This is a genomic window from Streptomyces sp. ISL-1 (assembly GCF_018614585.1).
GTDB lineage: Bacteria > Actinomycetota > Actinomycetes > Streptomycetales > Streptomycetaceae > Streptomyces > Streptomyces maoxianensis.
Genome location: NZ_JAGGOI010000066.1, coordinates 15,409 through 31,984 on the forward strand (window position 1 = coordinate 15,409; position 16,576 = coordinate 31,984).

At 70.1% G+C, this 16,576-nt stretch carries 13 protein-coding genes, 1 tRNA gene and 1 pseudogene; 12 read left to right on the forward strand and 3 right to left on the reverse strand.

The genetic code is table 11. The features are described 5' to 3' along the window. The 6 genes from glp (at nucleotide 1) to J7E87_RS33550 (ending at nucleotide 4,519) form a co-directional block, all read left to right on the forward strand. Entirely contained in the window at nucleotides 1-1,302 is a 1,302-nt protein-coding gene (glp, locus tag J7E87_RS33525; RefSeq protein ID WP_215098433.1) for a gephyrin-like molybdotransferase Glp, read from the forward strand. A gap of 73 nt (nucleotides 1,303-1,375) precedes the next feature. Then, entirely contained in the window at nucleotides 1,376-1,855 is a 480-nt protein-coding gene (gene moaC / locus J7E87_RS33530) for a cyclic pyranopterin monophosphate synthase MoaC (RefSeq protein WP_215098434.1), read from the forward strand. Continuing rightward, on the forward strand, nucleotides 1,852-2,511 hold the full coding sequence (locus tag J7E87_RS33535) for a MogA/MoaB family molybdenum cofactor biosynthesis protein (protein ID WP_215098435.1): 660 nt from the start codon (nucleotides 1,852-1,854) through the stop codon (nucleotides 2,509-2,511). Before moaC ends, J7E87_RS33535 begins: the two co-directional genes overlap by 4 nt. Nucleotides 2,512-2,528: 17 nt before the next feature. Then, nucleotides 2,529-3,140: a GNAT family N-acetyltransferase gene (locus tag J7E87_RS33540; RefSeq protein WP_215098436.1), complete on the forward strand. Its 612-nt coding sequence runs from the start codon at nucleotides 2,529-2,531 to the stop codon at nucleotides 3,138-3,140. Nucleotides 3,141-3,276: 136 nt separating this feature from the next. Further along, nucleotides 3,277-4,365, forward strand: coding sequence for a gephyrin-like molybdotransferase receptor GlpR (gene glpR, locus J7E87_RS33545; RefSeq protein ID WP_215098437.1), 1,089 nt, complete (start codon nucleotides 3,277-3,279; stop codon nucleotides 4,363-4,365). Nucleotides 4,366-4,445: 80 nt separating this feature from the next. Next, nucleotides 4,446-4,519 (forward strand) — tRNA-Ala (locus tag J7E87_RS33550). Between the two features lie 153 nt (nucleotides 4,520-4,672). Here J7E87_RS33550 and J7E87_RS35725 read toward each other — a convergent pair. Beyond that, nucleotides 4,673-5,125: pseudogene (locus J7E87_RS35725) on the reverse strand (tyrosine-type recombinase/integrase); the annotation flags it as partial. Nucleotides 5,126-5,238: 113 nt separating this feature from the next. Here J7E87_RS35725 and J7E87_RS33560 point away from each other — a divergent pair. Both J7E87_RS33560 and J7E87_RS33565 read left to right on the forward strand, forming a co-directional pair. Continuing rightward, a complete protein-coding gene (locus J7E87_RS33560; RefSeq protein WP_215098438.1) occupies nucleotides 5,239-6,501 on the forward strand; it encodes a PQQ-binding-like beta-propeller repeat protein in 1,263 nt (420 codons plus the stop codon). 301 nt (nucleotides 6,502-6,802) lie between these two features. Next, the gene (locus J7E87_RS33565) at nucleotides 6,803-9,088 is read left to right on the forward strand and encodes an MMPL family transporter (protein ID WP_215098439.1); all 2,286 of its coding nucleotides are present in this window, start codon (nucleotides 6,803-6,805) and stop codon (nucleotides 9,086-9,088) included. Nucleotides 9,089-9,121: 33 nt separating this feature from the next. On the opposite strand, the gene J7E87_RS33570 is transcribed toward J7E87_RS33565, so the two are convergent. Further along, on the reverse strand, nucleotides 9,122-10,084 hold the full coding sequence (locus J7E87_RS33570; protein WP_215098440.1) for a serine protease: 963 nt from the start codon (nucleotides 10,082-10,084) through the stop codon (nucleotides 9,122-9,124). 110 nt (nucleotides 10,085-10,194) lie between these two features. Then, nucleotides 10,195-10,680, reverse strand: a complete 486-nt coding sequence (locus tag J7E87_RS33575; RefSeq protein WP_215098441.1) for a GNAT family N-acetyltransferase — start codon at nucleotides 10,678-10,680, stop codon at nucleotides 10,195-10,197. Between the two features lie 61 nt (nucleotides 10,681-10,741). Between J7E87_RS33575 and J7E87_RS33580 the strand changes: the two genes are divergently transcribed. The 4 genes from J7E87_RS33580 to J7E87_RS33595 all read left to right on the forward strand — a co-directional run bounded on the left by J7E87_RS33580 (nucleotide 10,742) and on the right by J7E87_RS33595 (nucleotide 16,567). Next, nucleotides 10,742-11,539 carry an exodeoxyribonuclease III gene (locus J7E87_RS33580; protein ID WP_215098442.1) on the forward strand — a complete coding sequence of 266 codons (798 nt, stop codon included), beginning with the start codon at nucleotides 10,742-10,744 and terminating at the stop codon, nucleotides 11,537-11,539. Between the two features lie 219 nt (nucleotides 11,540-11,758). Further along, the gene (locus J7E87_RS33585) at nucleotides 11,759-12,565 is read left to right on the forward strand and encodes a hypothetical protein (protein WP_215098443.1); all 807 of its coding nucleotides are present in this window, start codon (nucleotides 11,759-11,761) and stop codon (nucleotides 12,563-12,565) included. Further along, nucleotides 12,562-14,829: a hypothetical protein gene (locus J7E87_RS33590; RefSeq protein WP_215098444.1), complete on the forward strand. Its 2,268-nt coding sequence runs from the start codon at nucleotides 12,562-12,564 to the stop codon at nucleotides 14,827-14,829. Before J7E87_RS33585 ends, J7E87_RS33590 begins: the two co-directional genes overlap by 4 nt. After that, nucleotides 14,804-16,567 carry a hypothetical protein gene (locus tag J7E87_RS33595; RefSeq protein WP_215098445.1) on the forward strand — a complete coding sequence of 588 codons (1,764 nt, stop codon included), beginning with the start codon at nucleotides 14,804-14,806 and terminating at the stop codon, nucleotides 16,565-16,567. The genes J7E87_RS33590 and J7E87_RS33595 overlap by 26 nt, the downstream gene beginning before the upstream one ends. Nucleotides 16,568-16,576 lie beyond the last annotated feature (9 nt).

A 16,576-nucleotide genomic window follows, 5' to 3' on the forward strand; every position in this document is an offset into this window, starting at 1 on the left:
GTGAGCAGCTCGATCTGGTCGGTGGACGACCACCTGGAGGACATCCTCGGCGCTATCCGCCCGCTGGACCCGATCGAGCTGCAGTTGCCCGACGCCCAGGGCTGCGTCCTGGTCGAGGACGTCATCGTGGCGGTCGCGCTGCCGCCCTTCGACAACAGCTCCATGGACGGGTACGCGGTCCGCACAGCGGATGTCGAGGGCGCGAGTGAGGAGTTTCCCGCCGTCCTCACGGTGATCGGCGATGTGGCGGCCGGCGGCGGCGAGCTGCCCCACGTCGGACCCGGCCAGGCCGCCCGCATCATGACCGGCGCCCCGCTGCCGCCCGGCGCGGAGGCGGTCGTCCCTGTCGAGTGGACCGACGGCGGCACGGGCGGCGGAGCCGCCACCACGATGCGCCCGGCCGGCGAGGCCCCGGAGGGCGCGAGCGGCGAGGTCCGCGTCCACCGGCCGGCCAAGGCGCGCGCCTATGTGCGCGCCCGCGGCAGCGACGTCCAGGCGGGTGACCTGGCGCTGGAGGCCGGCACCGTCCTCGGCCCGCCGCAGATCGGCCTGCTCGCCGCGATCGGCCGCGGCACCGTGCGCGTCCGCCCCCGTCCGCGCGTAGTGGTGCTCTCCACCGGCAGCGAACTGGTACAGCCCGGCGAGGAGTTGGGCCTGGGCCAGATCTACGACTCGAACAGCTTCGCGCTGTGTGCCGCCGCCCGCGACGCGGGCGCCATCTCCTACCGGGTGGGCGCGGTCACCGACGACGCGGAGGAGCTGCGCGCCACCATCGAGGACCAGCTGATCCGCGCCGATCTCCTGGTCACGACGGGCGGCGTGAGCGTCGGCGCGTACGACGTCGTCAAGGAGGCCCTCGCCTCGGTGGGTGACGCCGACGTACCGGGCAGCGGGATCGACTTCCGCAAGCTCGCCATGCAGCCGGGCAAGCCGCAGGGCTTCGGCTCGATCGGCCCGGAGCACACCCCGCTGCTGGCGCTGCCGGGCAATCCGGTCTCTTCGTACGTCTCCTTCGAGCTGTTCGTACGTCCCGCGATCCGGGCCCTGATGGGGCTCAGGGACGTGCATCGTCCCAAAGCGCGCGCCCTGCTCAAGGCCGACAAGCCGCTGTCGTCGCCCGCGGGCAAGCGGCAGTTCCTGCGGGGTGCGTACGACCCCGAGTCGGGCACCGTCTCGCCGGTCGGCGGCTCCAGCTCCCATCTGATCGCGGCCCTCGCCCATGCCGACTGCCTGATCGTCGTCCCGGAGCCCTACACCTCGGTCGAGCCGGGAGCGGAGGTGGAAGTGGTCCTCCTCGGCTGACCTGCTTACGGTGGCGGTACCGTGTCTGCCCACACAGGCCCTGAGCGGCCGGGACCGGGAGCGCCACAGCAAAATGAGTACGCAAGGCAGGCTGACGCACATCGACGACGCGGGGGCGGCCCGTATGGTCGACGTCTCGGGAAAGGACGTCACCGCGCGCACCGCTCGTGCCAGCGGCCGGGTCCTGGTATCACCGCAGGTCGTGGAGTTGCTGCGGGGCGGGGGCGTGCCCAAGGGCGACGCGCTGGCGACGGCCCGTATCGCGGGCATCATGGGCGCCAAGCGCACCCCGGATCTCGTCCCGCTCTGCCACCCGCTCGCCGTCTCCGGCGTCACCCTCGACCTGTCGGTCGCGGACGACGCCGTCGAGATCACCGCCACGGTGAAGACCACCGACCGTACGGGTGTCGAGATGGAGGCCCTGACCGCCGTCTCGGTCGCCGCGCTCACGGTCGTCGACATGGTCAAGGCCGTCGACAAGGGCGCGGTGATCACCGACATCCGGGTCGAGGAGAAGACGGGCGGCAAGTCCGGCGACTGGAGCCGGTCATGAGCCCGGTGCCACGGGCCGGCGAGGTGTACGGCCACAGCGACAGCCACGGGCCGCGCCCCGAGTCCTCGGCGCCCGGGCAGGCAGAGCACGCGCCGGATCCGGTCTACGGCCGGCCGCTGCCCGGCCCCGACGATGCCCGGCGGGCCCTGGTCGTCACCGCGTCCAACCGCGCCGCCGCCGGTGTGTACGAGGACAAGGGCGGCCCGATCCTTGCCGGAGGGCTGGCCGCGCTCGGGTTCCAGGTCGACGGGCCGCGCGTTGTCCCGGACGGCGACCCGGTCGAGCAGGCCCTGCGGGACGGGGTGGCCGCCGCTTACGACGTCATCCTCACCACCGGCGGCACCGGAATCTCGCCCACCGACAAGACCCCAGAGGTCACCCGCCGGGTGCTGGATCATGAGATCCCCGGCATCCCCGAGGCGATCCGCGCGTACGGACGCGAGAAGGTGCCGACCGCGGCGCTGTCCCGCGGGCTCGCCGGAGTCGCCGGACGCACGCTGATCGTCAACCTGCCGGGTTCCACCGGCGGGGTGCGCGACGGACTGGCCGTACTGGAGCAGCTGCTGCTCCACGCCGTCGACCAGATCCGCGGCGGCGACCATCCAAGACCTACCCCCCAGGCTCCGTCCGGGGGGACTCCCGGGAGCACAAGCTGAACGCCCACTCCTGGCCGGTGATGCTGGCGGACGGCGATGTGGTCCTCCGCCCGATAAAGCTGCGCGACCAGCGGGACTGGCGCGAGGTGAACCGGCGTAACCGTGACTGGCTGCGGCCCTGGGAGGCGACGATTCCGCCGCCCGCACCGGGCGGGCCCACCGCGCACCGGCCCACGTACCGGCAGATGGTCCGCCATCTGCGCACCGAGGCCAACGCGGGCCGGATGCTGCCCTTCGTCATCGAGTACCGGGGCCGATTGGTGGGCCAGTTGACGGTCGCCGGGATCACCTGGGGCTCGATGTGCTCGGGCCATGTCGGCTACTGGGTGGACCGGGAGATCGCGGGCCGCGGTGTCATGCCGACCGCCGTCGCGCTCGCCGTCGACCACTGTTTCCGCTCGGTCGGACTGCACCGCATCGAGGTCTGCATTCGGCCCGAGAACGCTCCCAGTCGCCGGGTGGTGGAGAAACTCGGATTCCGCGAAGAGGGACTGCGCCCTGGTTATCTCCACATCGACGGTGCGTGGCGGGACCATCTGGTCTTCGCGCTCACGGCCGAAGAGGTGCCCGAAGGGCTGCTCCGCCGCTGGCACCAGGCACGACCCAGTGCGTGGCGGGAAATAAAATAAACGTTCGAAAATGATCGCTGTCGACCATGTTCCGATCTGAACAATCACAAAAAAAGTCCGTGATATCAGCCAGATCGTGCGACACACCGGGCCAATTGGCGGATGCCCTTGCGCAAACCCCTCTACGGTGTGATGTGTGAGCAGCAGCGGCCTCATCTACGCAGTCATCGTCGGGGCCTGGGCCGCCTACTTGGTGCCGATGTGGCTCCGCAGGCAGGACGAGCTCAATGAAGCCCGTCCGACGGAACGCTTCTCCACCGCCATCCGGCTGCTGTCCGGACGCGGTGCGATGGAGCGCCGGTACGCCAAGGAGCTGCGGGAACGCACCGCCGAGCAGGCTGAGCCCGAGGCGGACCCGGATGCCGCCACGGACCGTTTGAGTTCCGTGGACGTCCGGGCCTTCGCCGCGCCCCCGGCCCGTACCGAAGCCCGGATGGAGATCCAGGCCCGCCAGGCGCCCGTCCCGGCTCAGGGCCAGGCGCGACGCCCGGTGCCGCGTCCGCGCCCGCGGCCGAACGGCTCCGCCGCCGAGCGTGCCCGGCGCACGAAGGTTCTGGCCCGCCGCAGACGTACCACCGTGGTCCTCTTCCTCGCGTTCACTCTCGGCGCGATCGTCGCCGCGGTCGGCGGACTCGGCTTCCTGTGGGCCCCGGCCGCCCCCGCCATACTTCTCAGCGTGTACATCGTCCATCTGCGCACCAAGGAGCGCCGGCGCTTCGCGTTCACCATGGACCGTCGACGGGCCGAGGCGGCTGCGCAGCGGCTGCGCGAGAGCCGTTCCCGTCGGCACCCGGACGCGGCGGCCACCGCCGAGCCGGACGAGGAGCTCGCGGCCGGCACCGAGCCCGAATCGGCCGCGCTCTCCCCGCAGGAGGCGGGCCGCCGAGCGCTGGTCGAGCAGACGGACCACGCGGAGTGGGTCGACCAGCAGCGCGAACGCGGGCCGGCACGCGGCGACAGCTGGGAGCCGGTCCCGGTCCCGCTGCCGACGTACGTCACCGCGCCCGTCGCCCCGCGCGCCACGAGCGGCGTGGACGTGAGCGACCCGGAAACGTGGAGCGCGGCCCGCTCCTCGACGGCGGAACCGACCTCCGGGCCGGCCCCGGCGGCGGACCCCGCGCCGAGCCGGCGCGCGCCCGCGCCGCGGCGCGGGCGCGATCGCGGACGCACCCCGCTCTTCGATCAGTACGCGGACGAGGACAGGCCCCGCGCCGCCAACGAGTGAGCCGATGACCGGCACGTGACCAGCGCAGGAACGGATTTCCAAGCACCCCGACGGGGATGCTAGAGTTTCCTTCGTTGCAAGGGCCTGTGGCGCAGTCTGGTAGCGCACCTCGTTCGCATCGAGGGGGTCTGGGGTTCAAATCCCCACAGGTCCACCGCAGCTGAGAGCCCCTATCGGAGTGATCCGATAGGGGCTCTCTCTTGTCGTACATCAGCGAAGTACAGCAACTAGGTCTGATGTTGCCCGCCGAGGTCTTGCCCAGCTTCCGCAGAGCTTTGCGTGTGGCCTCGGACGGGTTGTGCGTGTAGATCTCCATCGTCACGGCGATCTTGCTGTGCCGGAGGATCTGCATCGCGATGCGAGGGTGCAAGTCGAGAGCGGCAAGCAGCGATCCGCACGTATGGCGGGTGTCGTGCGAGCGGATCTTGCGGACGCTCGCCTTGGTCGACCGGGCAGTGAAGGCGCGGTTGAAGTTCCTCGGCTCGATTGGAGGGCCGTACCGCGTCGAGAACACGAGGCGTGTGCTTGCAGGGCCCCCAATACCCTCCAACCGCCCGTATCCAGGGGCGAGGGCTTGGTGGGCCGTAAGATCGTCTGCCAGCCACCGAGGAGACGAAACCCCGCATGTCACATCCGTCAGTGCCGCCCCTGCCTCAAAACCGCCCACCTCACGGCACTTTCGGTCCACCACAGCAGCCGGGAACGTATCCAGGTTCGTATCCCGGTGGAGGAGCGGCTGCCCACGCGTACAGCCAGCCATTGCCCGCCCCGGTTCCTCCAAGCGGAGGGCGCGGGGGAGGCAGGGGCAGGCTTGCCCTCGTCATTGCAGCAGTCCTCGCAGCCCTCGCCCTGATCGGTGCAGGCACGGCAGCCTTGCTGCACGACGGCCAGGCAGGCCGGGCCGACTCCCACAGCCAGGAGGATGGCAAGCCTGCGACGGCTTCACCGGCATCCCGCAGCACCGAGGGCAAGGAGCTGTTCCGCGTTGCCGGACCCAAGACACCTGCCGACGATGACCAGCGGGTATCCGCTGAAGGCACCTGGATCACTTCCACGACGTACGCCTCAGGCGCTCCCAGCGCCGTGAAGGGCTACGACGCCGCCACGGGGAAGCCGAGGTGGACCATCCCACTGAGCGGCAACCTCTGTGAGGCCTCACGCACCATCACCAGCACCGGCAGGATCGCCGTGGTGCACATCGGCACGAAGAACCGTTGCACAGAGTTCGCTGTCATCGACGTCAACAAGGGCCTTGTGGTGTGGCGCAAGTCCATCCCCAACGACAAGGCAAACCTGGGCCTGCACCTGTCCGTCGCCATCAGCGAGGACATTGCCGCCGCCGGGTGGCCGGGTGCATCTGTCGGCTATCAGCTCTCGACCGGCAAACAGATGTGGGACGCGCCCACACAGGGCTGCACAGGTGAGGAACATTCAGGCGGTCGGCAGCTGCTCACGATCGGCGGCTGCGACGGGCGATTCAAGGTGGGTCAACGAAGCCCGGACACCGGGAAGACGATCTGGCGGTACACGCTTCCGAAGAAGGCCGGAGCGTGGATCGTCTCCAACGAACCTCTCGTGCTTGCCGTGATGTCCGGCGCAGACCTCCTGGACGCGGACGGACTTCTGACAGTGTCGACAAGCGGGAAGCTGGAGGCCACCATCGACATCGGAGACGATTACGTGGCCGGCTGCGAGATGTACGGCACCACCTGCAACGCCATCGTCACGACGAAGGACACCATCTACACCTCCAGCGACCCGCACTCCTTCTTCAAGGCGAACGCGATTGCTGCCTTCGATGTCCATACGGGGAAGCGCAAGTGGGTATCCACCGCTGCCACCGACCTCGCGCGGACCCTGGTGCCGATCCGCGCCGAGGGCGACGGCCTCATCGCCTACATGCAGCCGACAGGCATGCGGGGCAGCCGGGTCGTGCATCTGGCTCCACGGGACGGAAAGCAGACCACTCTGCTGCAGATGCCGGATGGCTTGGCGCAGCCCGACGACAGCATGGTTGCCGATGATGCAGGCGATCCGGCGCTCTTCGAGCGGGGAAAGCTCTACCTGCACCACACCGGAGCGTTCGACAAGTACAACGCCGACATCCCCATGACGCTGGCCCTGACCACAAAGTGAACGGGCTACCCAGACCAACCAGCGGCCTCAGGGAACTGCGAAGCCCGCCCGCTGTAGAGCCCCGGACGTCTTCGGCGTCGACGCTGACATCGGCTTGCCCGGCCTCGTACCGGCTCAGCTGCTCTCCGTCCACGTCCAGCTTGAGGAACAACAACTGACGAAGTCCCGTCCGATCATCACGATCGGGCGGGACTTCGTCGTTTTGCGCATCGCGATGGTGCGTGGCCGCTGGGCATGCCGTCCTGGCGGATCGGGCTTTTAATGCGGAATGTCCGCTTCGGTTTCGTGTCGGGAGAGACGCATGACGAAGGCTGAGCTGCCTCCGCAGGCCGCCCGCCGGTCCGAACCCGCGCCCCATAAGGGGCTCCTGCGCAGGCTCGGTGAATGGTGCGCCTGCCGTTGTGTGTTCGTCCTGGTCGCCTGGCTGGTCGCCCTCGCCGGACTTCAGATCCTCCATCACGCGTACGGCGGTGAATACTCCGACGACTTCTCGCTGCCCGGCGTCCAGTCGACGAAGGGGCTGGACGTGCTCGAGAAGCACCAGCCCTCCGCCGGGGGCTACAGCAGCCAGATCGTTCTGCACGACACCTCGAAGCCGCTCACCGCCTACAGCTCGCAGATGTCCACCGCGATCGGCGATCTGCAGAAGCTGCCGCATGTGATCTCGGCGCAGAATCCGCTGCCGCCGCCCGGCGGCACCGCGCCGCCGCAGCCGGCCGGCCAGAACGTCGGTCCGCTGTCCTCGGACGGTTCAACGGCGTACATCACGGTGCGCTTCGACAAGCAGCCCTCCACCCTTGAGGAGTCGTATCTCGACGGGGTGGACGAGGCGGTCCAGCCGTTGCGGACGGCCGGAGTGGATGTGGAGTACGGCGGCGCGCTGGGTGAGCTGGCCCGGCCCCCGGCCGACGACCGGACCAGTGAGGTGATCGGCTTCGCGGTGGCGATCGTGGTGCTGCTGGTCGGCTTCGGCAGTGTGCTCGCCGCCCTTGTGCCGCTGCTGACGGCGCTGATCAGCGTCATCTGTGGGCTTGCCGTGCTCGGGATGATCGCCGCCGCGTTCACCTTCGCCACGGTCTCACCCACGCTGGCCACCATGATCGGGCTGGGCGTGGGTATCGACTACGCGCTCTTCCTGATCACCCGGCACCGGCAGAACCTCATGGACGGCGCGGACCCGGTGAACGCGGCCGGCCAGGCGGTGGCCACCAGCGGACGGGCGGTGCTCGTCTCCGGGTGCACGGTCATCATCGCCCTGGCCGGACTGTCCGTCTCCGGAGTCAGCTTCATCTCCAAACTCGGGGTGGCCGCCGCCGTCACCGTGGTGACGGCCGTCATCGGCGCGCTCACGCTCGTGCCCGCCCTGCTGGGGCTGATCGGCCGGCGGATCGACAAGTACCGGGTGCGTACGCCGATCGCCGAGACCGGCGCCAAGCCGGGTGAGGAGGTGCACGGCACCTGGCACCGGTACGCGCTGCGCGTCCAGCGCCGGCCGTGGCAGTTCCTGGCGTGCGGGGTGGCCGCCATCGCGGTGCTCGCCGTACCGCTGTTCTCCATCCAGCTGGGCCATATCGGGGACGGCGCCGACCCGAAGTCCTTCACCGACCGGCGGGCGTACGACCTGATGTCCGAGGCCTTCGGGCCGGGCTCCAACGGGCCGCTGACCCTCGTCATCGATCAGACCTCGGTGGCGTCCGCCGACCGGGCGGCGCTCTCCTCGCAGGCCCAGAAGGCGCTCACCGATGTGCCGGGGGCCGCCACCATCACGCCGCTGAAGCCGACTTCGGACGGGGACGTACTGGTCGCGACCGCCTACTCGCAGCAGGCGCCGCAGGACGAGGACACCACAAAGCTGGTCAACCGGCTGGTGGACGACATCCTGCCGCAGGCTGTCTCCGGCACGTCCGCCGCGGGCTATGTGACCGGCACGACCGCCGCCCAGGTCGACTTCCTGGACATCGTCTCCAGCCGGCTGCCCCTGATCATCGCCGTGGTGGTGGCTCTCGCCTTCGTCATCATCCTGATCGTCTTCCGCGGGGTGCTGGTCGCGGTCAAGGCGGCGGTGCTGAACGTCCTTTCCATCGCCGCCTCGTACGGAGTCGTGGTGGCCGTCTTCCAGTGGGGCTGGGGCGGCCCGGCGCTCGGGGTCTCGGGCAAGGTGCCCATCGAGAGCTATGTGCCGATGATGATGTTCGCGATCGTCTTCGGTCTGAGCATGGACTACGAGATCTTCCTGCTCTCCCGCGTCCATGAGGCCTGGCTGCGGACCGGCGACCCGCAGGCGAGCGTCGCGCACGCGCTGGAGATCACCGCGCGGGTGATCACCTGCGCCGCGCTGATCATGGTCAGCGTCTTCGCCGCCTTCATCATCAGCGACAACATCGTGGTGAAGATGCTGGGTCTCGGCCTCGCCGTGAGCGTGCTGATCGACGCGACCGTGGTGCGGCTGCTGCTGGTGCCGGCGGTGATGACGCTGCTGGGGCAGGCCGCCTGGTGGACGCCGCGGTGGCTGGACCGGATCCTGCCGCATGTGGACACCGAGGGCGAGCACGAGACGGCGGCCGTGCCCCGGCCCGGCGGGGGCTGAGCGGCCCCCGCCGGCCCGGGTCGCTCAAGTGGCTCAGGAGACCTGGGCCTTGTCGTAGACGGCCTTGGCCTCATTGCCGAAGTAGGGACCGAACATCCGGTTCGGCAGGAAGATGTAGCCGAAGCTGTTCACCGAGGCCTGCAGGCCGGTGCCGGTGGCCTCGCTGAACGAGGTGAACCAGGGGCCGCCGCTGGAGCCGCCCGTCATGTTGCAGCCCAGGCTGTGGTCCCTGGAGAACAGGAAGTCCTTGGAGGAGTTCCCGCTGCAATAGACGAGCTTTGTGCCGTCGTACGGAGCGGCGGCGGGGAAGCCGAAGGCGTACATCGCCTTGTTGTAGCCGCCGTTGAAGCTCAGGCCCTGCGCGCCGACCGTCTCGGCGAGCGTCTTGCCGCCCAGCGGGGCGACGACGGCCGCGCCGACGTCGTAGTTGATGTCCTCGCTCGCCGCCCACTGGTCGGTGGAGAGGGTCTTGGTGGCGGACCACTGGCCGTACGGCGCCTGGCCGTTGTCGTACGCGGGCACGAAGACCCAGTTGGTGTGCCAGCTGCCCTGGTACTTCACGCAGTGGCCCGCGGTGATCACGGTGCTGCCGTTCTGGCTGGTGACGGAGTTGCCGGAGCAGGAGGCCGTACGCCCCTGGAAGCTGAAGAACACCCGTCCGGACGTCTTGACCACGGCGCCGCCACCCGTCCACGCGCCGCCGGCCTGCGGGAAGGCGGTGGGCGAGACGTCGGTGGGGGATATGACGGTCTCCTTGCCGCCGCGCTTGGGGGTCCCCAGCGCCTTGAGCCCGTCGCGGGTCAGCGGCAGCAGATCGAGCGGGGTGGCGTTGCGCATCCGCTCAGCGGTCCAGAAGCCCTGCGTCTGCCGCTGCTTGAAGACGGTGGGGGCGGGCGAGGGAGCGGGGGCCGCGTCGGCGGCGGTGGCCGACAGAGCGCCGGCGAGCAGGGCGGCCACGGTCAGCAGGATCCCGGCGGGGGTGCGATGGCGTCTCACGCATGTCTCCTTCTGCCGTGCCCGCGCGTGGTGTCGCGCGGGCAGGGTGGGGGATGAGGCGGTGCGGATCGGCGTGCGTGAGGCAGAGTGCCACGGGAAGCGTGTTTATGTCAGGGGCGCGACAAGGGCTTGGCAAAGCAGCGGCTGTTCACGTACTCCCGGTAGTGGCCGAATTTCGTGCACGGCAGATAGCCGGCCGAGGTGTAGAGGCCGATCGCCTCGGGCTGCATGACGCCGGTCTCCAGCACCATCCGGGTGCGGCGGGCGGCGTGGGCGTCGTCCTCCAGGGCGGCGAGGATGCGACGGGCGAGACCGAGGCCGCGCGCCTCGGGGACCACGTACATGCGCTTGAGCTCGGCGTCTCCGTCGGAGTAGCCCTCGGGGTTCGCGTCCTGGGCGCGCCAGCCGCCGGTCGCCACGGGCCGGCCCTGGTCGTCGTACGCGACGAGGTAGAGGCCGCGGGGCGGCAGGAACATCGCGGGGTCCAGCGGTGTGACATCGCCCGCGTCCTGGTACCGCTCGGCGTATTCGAGCTGAACCTCGTCGTTGAGTTTGACGGCGTCGGGGTGGTCGAACGGCGTGGCGCGGAAATCCATGGGCAGATCGTACGGGTATGCGAATGCGGGCTGCCGGTGCGGTGCTCGGTAGGGTGCCGGGATGCTCACCGTGACAACCGTGAATGTGAATGGACTCCGCGCCGCGGCCAAGAAGGGCTTCGCCCAGTGGCTGGCCGGTACAGACGCCGACGCGATCTGCCTCCAGGAGGTCCGGGCCGAGGCCCACCAGCTCCCGGACGAGGTGCGCGAGCCGGACGGCTGGCACACCGTGCACGCCCCGGCCGCGGCGAAGGGGCGCGCGGGTGTCTCCCTCTACACGCGGCGTGAGCCGGACGCGGTGCGGATCGGTTTCGGGTCGGCCGAATTCGACGGAAGCGGGCGGTACGTCGAGGCGGACCTGCCGGGTGTCACCGTGGCGAGCCTGTATCTGCCCTCGGGCGAGGTGGGGACGGACCGCCAGGACGAGAAGATCCGGTTCATGGACGAGTTCCTGCCCTATCTGCGCGAACTGAAGGCCCGCGCGGCGGCGGACGGGCGCGAGGTGGTGGTGTGCGGCGACTGGAACATCGCGCACCAGGAGACGGACCTCAAGAACTGGAAGGGCAACAAGAAGAACTCCGGCTTCCTGCCCGAGGAGCGGGAGTGGCTGTCCCGGGTCTTCGGCGAGGCGGAGTACGTGGACGTGGTTCGGGCGCTGCACCCGGACCAGGAGGGGCCGTACTCGTGGTGGTCCTACCGCGGGCGGGCCTTCGACAACGACACGGGCTGGCGGATCGACTACCAGGTGGCGACGGCGGGCCTGGCGGGGCGCGCGGTGAAGGCGTGGGTGGAGCGTGCGGCGACGCACGGGGAGCGGTGGAGCGACCACGCGCCGGTGACCGCGGTGTACGAGCTGTAGGAGCTGCAGGGGATTCGCGTTCGCGGTCGGCTCCCGTACGCCCGTTCAACTCAACTGAAGAGACATTGGACTTGATCGGTCGAAAAGAGTCCGGCGGCGCTGAATTTTTGATCCACTTCGGTCAATTTCAGCTATGAGTCAACTGGCGTATACCCGTGCCGCGGCGATGTCGTACTACTGAGGCAGCTGATCGACAGCAGCCTTCGGGAGGTACGCCAAATGGCTGGTCACGCCACACACCGCTGGATCGTGGTCCTCGACATCGAGAACTTCAGCGTGCGCACCGATCCGCTCCAGCGATCAGTGCGCGCGGCGATGTACGAGACACTCAAGAGCGCGATGGAGCGGTCCGGGCTGCCGGTCGAGGACATTGTGTGCGAGGACCGGGGCGACGGCGTTTTGATGATCGCGCCGGGCACGGTCTCGCCGATTCTGCTCGCCGGGCCGTTCATCCGTGAGTTCGACGACGAACTCGCCCAGAAGAGCGCGATGTTCAGCGAGGCACACGCCCTCCGCTTCCGGGTGTCGCTGCACCAGGGGCTCGCCGTGCGGGACGCGGAGGGCTGGTCGGGCGACGCGGTCAACACCGCCTGCCGGCTGGTGGATGCCCAGCCGCTGCGCGACGTTCTGGTCTCGGCGCCCTCCGCCCGCATGGTGTTCATCGTCTCGGACGAGACCTACCGCGGGGTGATCAGGCACGGCCATCGCGGTATCGACCCGGCCGCGTATCTGCCGATGCGGTTCGCCACCAAGCACGGCGAGGTCGTGCACAGCTGGATCACCGTGCCCGGGTATCCGGCGCCTCCCGGCCTCCCGGCGGCCGGCGAGAACGACGACGGGGGCAAGGGCGAAGGGGACAGCGGTGGCGAGCGGGGCGGCCCGGCGGCCTCCGCGGGCCCCGGCGGGCAGCAGACGCCCGGTGGCGCGTACCGCCCGGTGACCTTCCACACCGGAACGGTCCAGGGAGACCAGTTCGCGGGTGACAAGACGGTCAACGTGAACACCACGGGGCCGGTGCGGCCATGACCGTACCCGCGCCGGGAGCCCCGGCCGCCGGCGGAGCAGGGGGAAGCCCGCCGGCGGCCGGTACGGGGGGGCCGTCGGCGGGCGGGGCAACGGACAGCGCTCCGCCCGCCCCGGTCCACGGGGCCGAGGGATCCGGCACACCGCCGGGCGAACAACCGGACGGCGCCGCCGCCCAGCCCGAAGCGCCGCAGTCGGGTCCCGGAGCCGAGTCCTTCGAGGCCACCGGCCGGATGGGACAGGGATCGCTGCGCCACGGCCATCTGCAGAACGCGGTGGCGAACGTCGAGGGCGACATCGTGGGCGGCGACAAGTACGTGCTGCTCCTGGGCGGTACGAAGAAGCGGCTGCGCACCCTGTCGCCGCTGATCGAGGAGCGGGTGCGTTTCGCGTACCACCCGCCGCTCTGCTTCAGCGTCGCGAGCGAGGCCCTGCGCAAGCAGAACCTCCTGATCCTGCGCGGCGCGCACGGGTACGGGAAGTCGGCCCTGGCCGTGCGCCTGCTGATGGGAGCCTGCCAGGGCGGCCCCGTGTACCACCTGGACAGTGATGTGGACTTCGCCTCGCTCGCCGACCAGCTGGAGAGCGGCAGCGGCGGGATCGAGCGGGGCGTGGCCTTCCTGCTCGACCACCCGGCCGACATCGGCAACCTGGACCGAGAGGGCTTCGAGAAGGTCCAGGGGGCGCTGTCCCGGGCCGGTGCCTGGATGGTGCTGACCGTAGCCAGCACCGAGGTGTCCGACAGCGAACTGCTCGGCGGCGTACTGGATGTGAGTGAGGAACCGGACCAGCACGCCGTCGTCCGCGCCCATGTCCGCTGGCGCCTGGGGGAACGCGCCGCCGGCCGGCTGCTGGCAAGGCCCGATGTGTACGACCTCCTCGCGGAGCTGCTCGCGGGCGAACCCGCCTGTCGGCAGGCCGCTGAACTCGCCGCCGCGCTCTGCGAGGAGTACGAGTCGGGAGAGCTGAGCGCGGAGCGCCTCAGGGAGCGCCGGGCGCGCACGGAGGCCGAGGACTTCGAGATCTGGGCCGAGAGCCTGCCCGACCTGGCCGCCCGCAGTCTGGCACTGGCGCTCGCGGTGCTGAACGGGCTGCCTCAGGAGTACGTCGCGCGAGCGGCCCGCGCCCTGCGTGACCGGCTGGAGGACGACGCGCCGTACATCAGGGCGGCGGGGGCCGACGGTCGTCTGCCGCAGCCCAGAAACCTGTTCGCGGTGCCGCGGCGCAGACAGCTGACCCTGCTGCGGGCCCGTGCGGTGCCCAAGTCCCAGGGCGAGCCCGGCGACGTGCTGGAGTACAAGGATCCGGACTATCCGCGCATGGTCATCAAGCACGCCTGGACCCAGTACGAGATCCAGGACGAACTTCTCGACTGGCTCGGCCAGTTGGTCATGGACCCCTCGGAGGAGGTCCGTGTCTACGCGGCCGCCGGTCTGGGCGTGCTCGCCGCCGACTCCTTCGGCTATGTGTCCGGCCGGATCCTGAACCGTTGGGCGTACAGCGACAGCGCGTACCGCCGTGCGGCCGTCGCCTATGCCCTGTCCGTCGGCTGCCGTGACGACTGGGTCCGGGAGCAGGCCGCCGCCATGGTGGAGACATGGCTCGGCGACCGCAGCCGCCCGCTGGGACAGGCGACGGCTGCCCGCGTCCATGGTCTGGGCGCGGTGACGGACCGTCCGGTGGAGGAGATCGGGCGGCTGGCCGTGGTCGGGAATGTGACCGTGGCGGTGGCGGTCGGATGCAGCCTGGCCGACCTGCTTGCGGACGACTTCGAGCTGACGGCAGCCGTGCTGAACATGCTGCATGAGCAGGCGGCGGACTACCGGGCGCGCCCCACGGCCCTGCTGTCCTTCCTGATCCTGGCGGCCCAGCTCGTCATCGACACCGAGGAGCGCAGCGTGGGCGGGCAGGTGCCCGACCGGCCCGCGCTGCTGTATCTGGCCCACCGCAGGCCCGAGTTGCAGGAGCCGTTCATCAGGCTCTGGCGTGCGGCGCTGAACCAGGCGTTCTTCGACGACGAGGCGGAGCAGGTGATGCGGAACTGGGCGGCGCTGGCCGAGCGCGACCCGGAGCTGCGCGAGATGTTCCGCCTGATGATCGGCGCGATCGCCTACGGGGACGAGCGCTCGGGCCGGATCCTGCGGCGGTGCGCCGACGAATGGACGCACCCGGACAACCTGGCGCCGCTGCCGCTGGCCGCCTCCACCGTTCATGCCCAGCTCGACCTGGAGAAGGTGCTGAGTGACCGTCTCGCTGATTCTCAATGACCGCCCGATCCCGCGGAGCCAGGTGGGCGCGCTCCCGAACCTTCCGCCGAGCGTGGCGATCGTCTATCCGGTCGAAGGCGCTCCGTGGGAGGTCGAGACCGTCCGTACGCGCAGCCAGCGGTGGTTCGGCAAGAACCGGGCCTGCTACGCCGTCGACCTCAGTGACCACCGGCGTTCCGCCAAGCTGACCGAGACCCCGCTGACCTGCCAGGACGGCGGACATCGCTTCGAGGCGAAGATCGATGTCGGATTCCGGGTCCATGACCCGGTGCGGCTGGTGCGTGGCAACGTCCAGGACGCCCTCTCCGTGATCTACGGCTGTCTGACACACCGGATGCGCCTCTACGCGGCCGAGTTCCCCATCACCGAGGCGTTGGCCGCCCAGACGCGTATGAACGGGGCTTTCGCCCAGGACATGCAGCTCACCGAGGGCATCACCATCTACCACTGCACCATCCAGCTGGAACCGGACGCCGCCTCCCGCGAATTCATCCGCCGGCTCAGGCAGGCGGAGCGGGAGGACGCCCTGGGGCTGCACTCGAACAAGGCGGCCGTGGGACAGGCCTGGCACACCGAGTCGATCAAGGACATCGAGCATCAGGCGCGGATCGCCCGGGAGGAGCAGGAGCGCAAGGTGCTCGCGGCCGTTCAGCTCGACTTCGAGAGTCTGGTCCGGGAACACCTGACCAAGCACCCCAATGACACCCAGGAGGCCATGGGGCTGCTGCTGCGACTCGAGGAGTCCCGGGCCGGCCAGGTGGAGATCCAGGAGCAGCGTCATGTGGAGATGGTCAAGTACCTGATCGACAAGGGTGTGGTCAGGGACGTCGATCTGCCGGGCGTACGCAATGGGGTGCTGGGAGCGGGGGTGGCGGGCGTCCTGTCGCCGTCGGGGCAGGCGTCCGCGCCCGGTCCCGCGCCGGCCATCGGGCCGGGCCGCCATGCGGCCGGCGCGCACGGCCATCTCGCCGGGACGCAGGGCGGTGGCGCGCCGTCGGCGATCCCGCAGTCCCGGTCCGCTCCCGTCCGTACGTGGGGCGACGCCGGCGCACAGCCCGCCACGCCCGCCGCCGGAGCGCCGGCCACCGGTCTGGTGCCGGTCTATGTGGTTCTCGACGCCTCGGCTGCCGCGGCGGGCTGCGCGACCGAACTGGCCAACGCCCTACGGTCGTTGCAGACCCTGCTGGCCAACAGCCCGGACGTGGCCGCCGCGGTGCGGCTCTCCGTGCTCTCGTACGCGGACACGGCCGAAGTGCTGCTGCCGCTCACCGAGGTGACCTGGCAGACGGGCATCCCCGACCTGCGCGGCGGGCCGGGCTGCCGCTACGCGCCGGCCTTCCGGCGACTGCTGGACCTGGTGCCGCTGGAGACGGAACGGCTCAAGCAGCAGGTGGCCCGGGTACTGCGGCCGGTGGTCTTCCTCCTCGCCGTGGGAGAGGCCGAGGACGCGCCCCAATGGGGCGATGTACGTGCGGAGCTGATGCGGCACAAGTACCACCCGCACCTGGTGGCCTGCGGTATCGGCGAGGTTCGGGGACACACCGTGGAACGCCTCGCCAGCCGGCCCGAACTCGGCGTCGTGGCGCTTCCCGGGGCTGATCTCGCGCAGTCGGCGGTGCAGTTCTCCGTACTCCTGCAGAACACCGTGCTGCATCTCGGGCGCAGCGCCCTGGCGGGCGGAATGGAGCTCCGCCTGGACTGCCCGCAGGGCCTGACTCCCGTCAAGAACGTTCAGTAGAAAGGAAAC

Coding starts and splice junctions, on each gene's coding strand:
- moaC (WP_215098434.1), top strand. CDS start 1,376: ATGAGTACGCAAGGCAGGCTGACGCACATCGACGACGCGGGGGCGGCC.
- J7E87_RS33535 (WP_215098435.1), top strand. CDS start 1,852: ATGAGCCCGGTGCCACGGGCCGGCGAGGTGTACGGCCACAGCGACAGC.
- J7E87_RS33590 (WP_215098444.1), top strand. CDS start 12,562: ATGACCGTACCCGCGCCGGGAGCCCCGGCCGCCGGCGGAGCAGGGGGA.
- J7E87_RS33580 (WP_215098442.1), top strand. CDS start 10,742: ATGCTCACCGTGACAACCGTGAATGTGAATGGACTCCGCGCCGCGGCC.
- J7E87_RS33585 (WP_215098443.1), top strand. CDS start 11,759: ATGGCTGGTCACGCCACACACCGCTGGATCGTGGTCCTCGACATCGAG.
- J7E87_RS33565 (WP_215098439.1), top strand. CDS start 6,803: ATGACGAAGGCTGAGCTGCCTCCGCAGGCCGCCCGCCGGTCCGAACCC.
- J7E87_RS33575 (WP_215098441.1), bottom strand. CDS start 10,680: ATGGATTTCCGCGCCACGCCGTTCGACCACCCCGACGCCGTCAAACTC.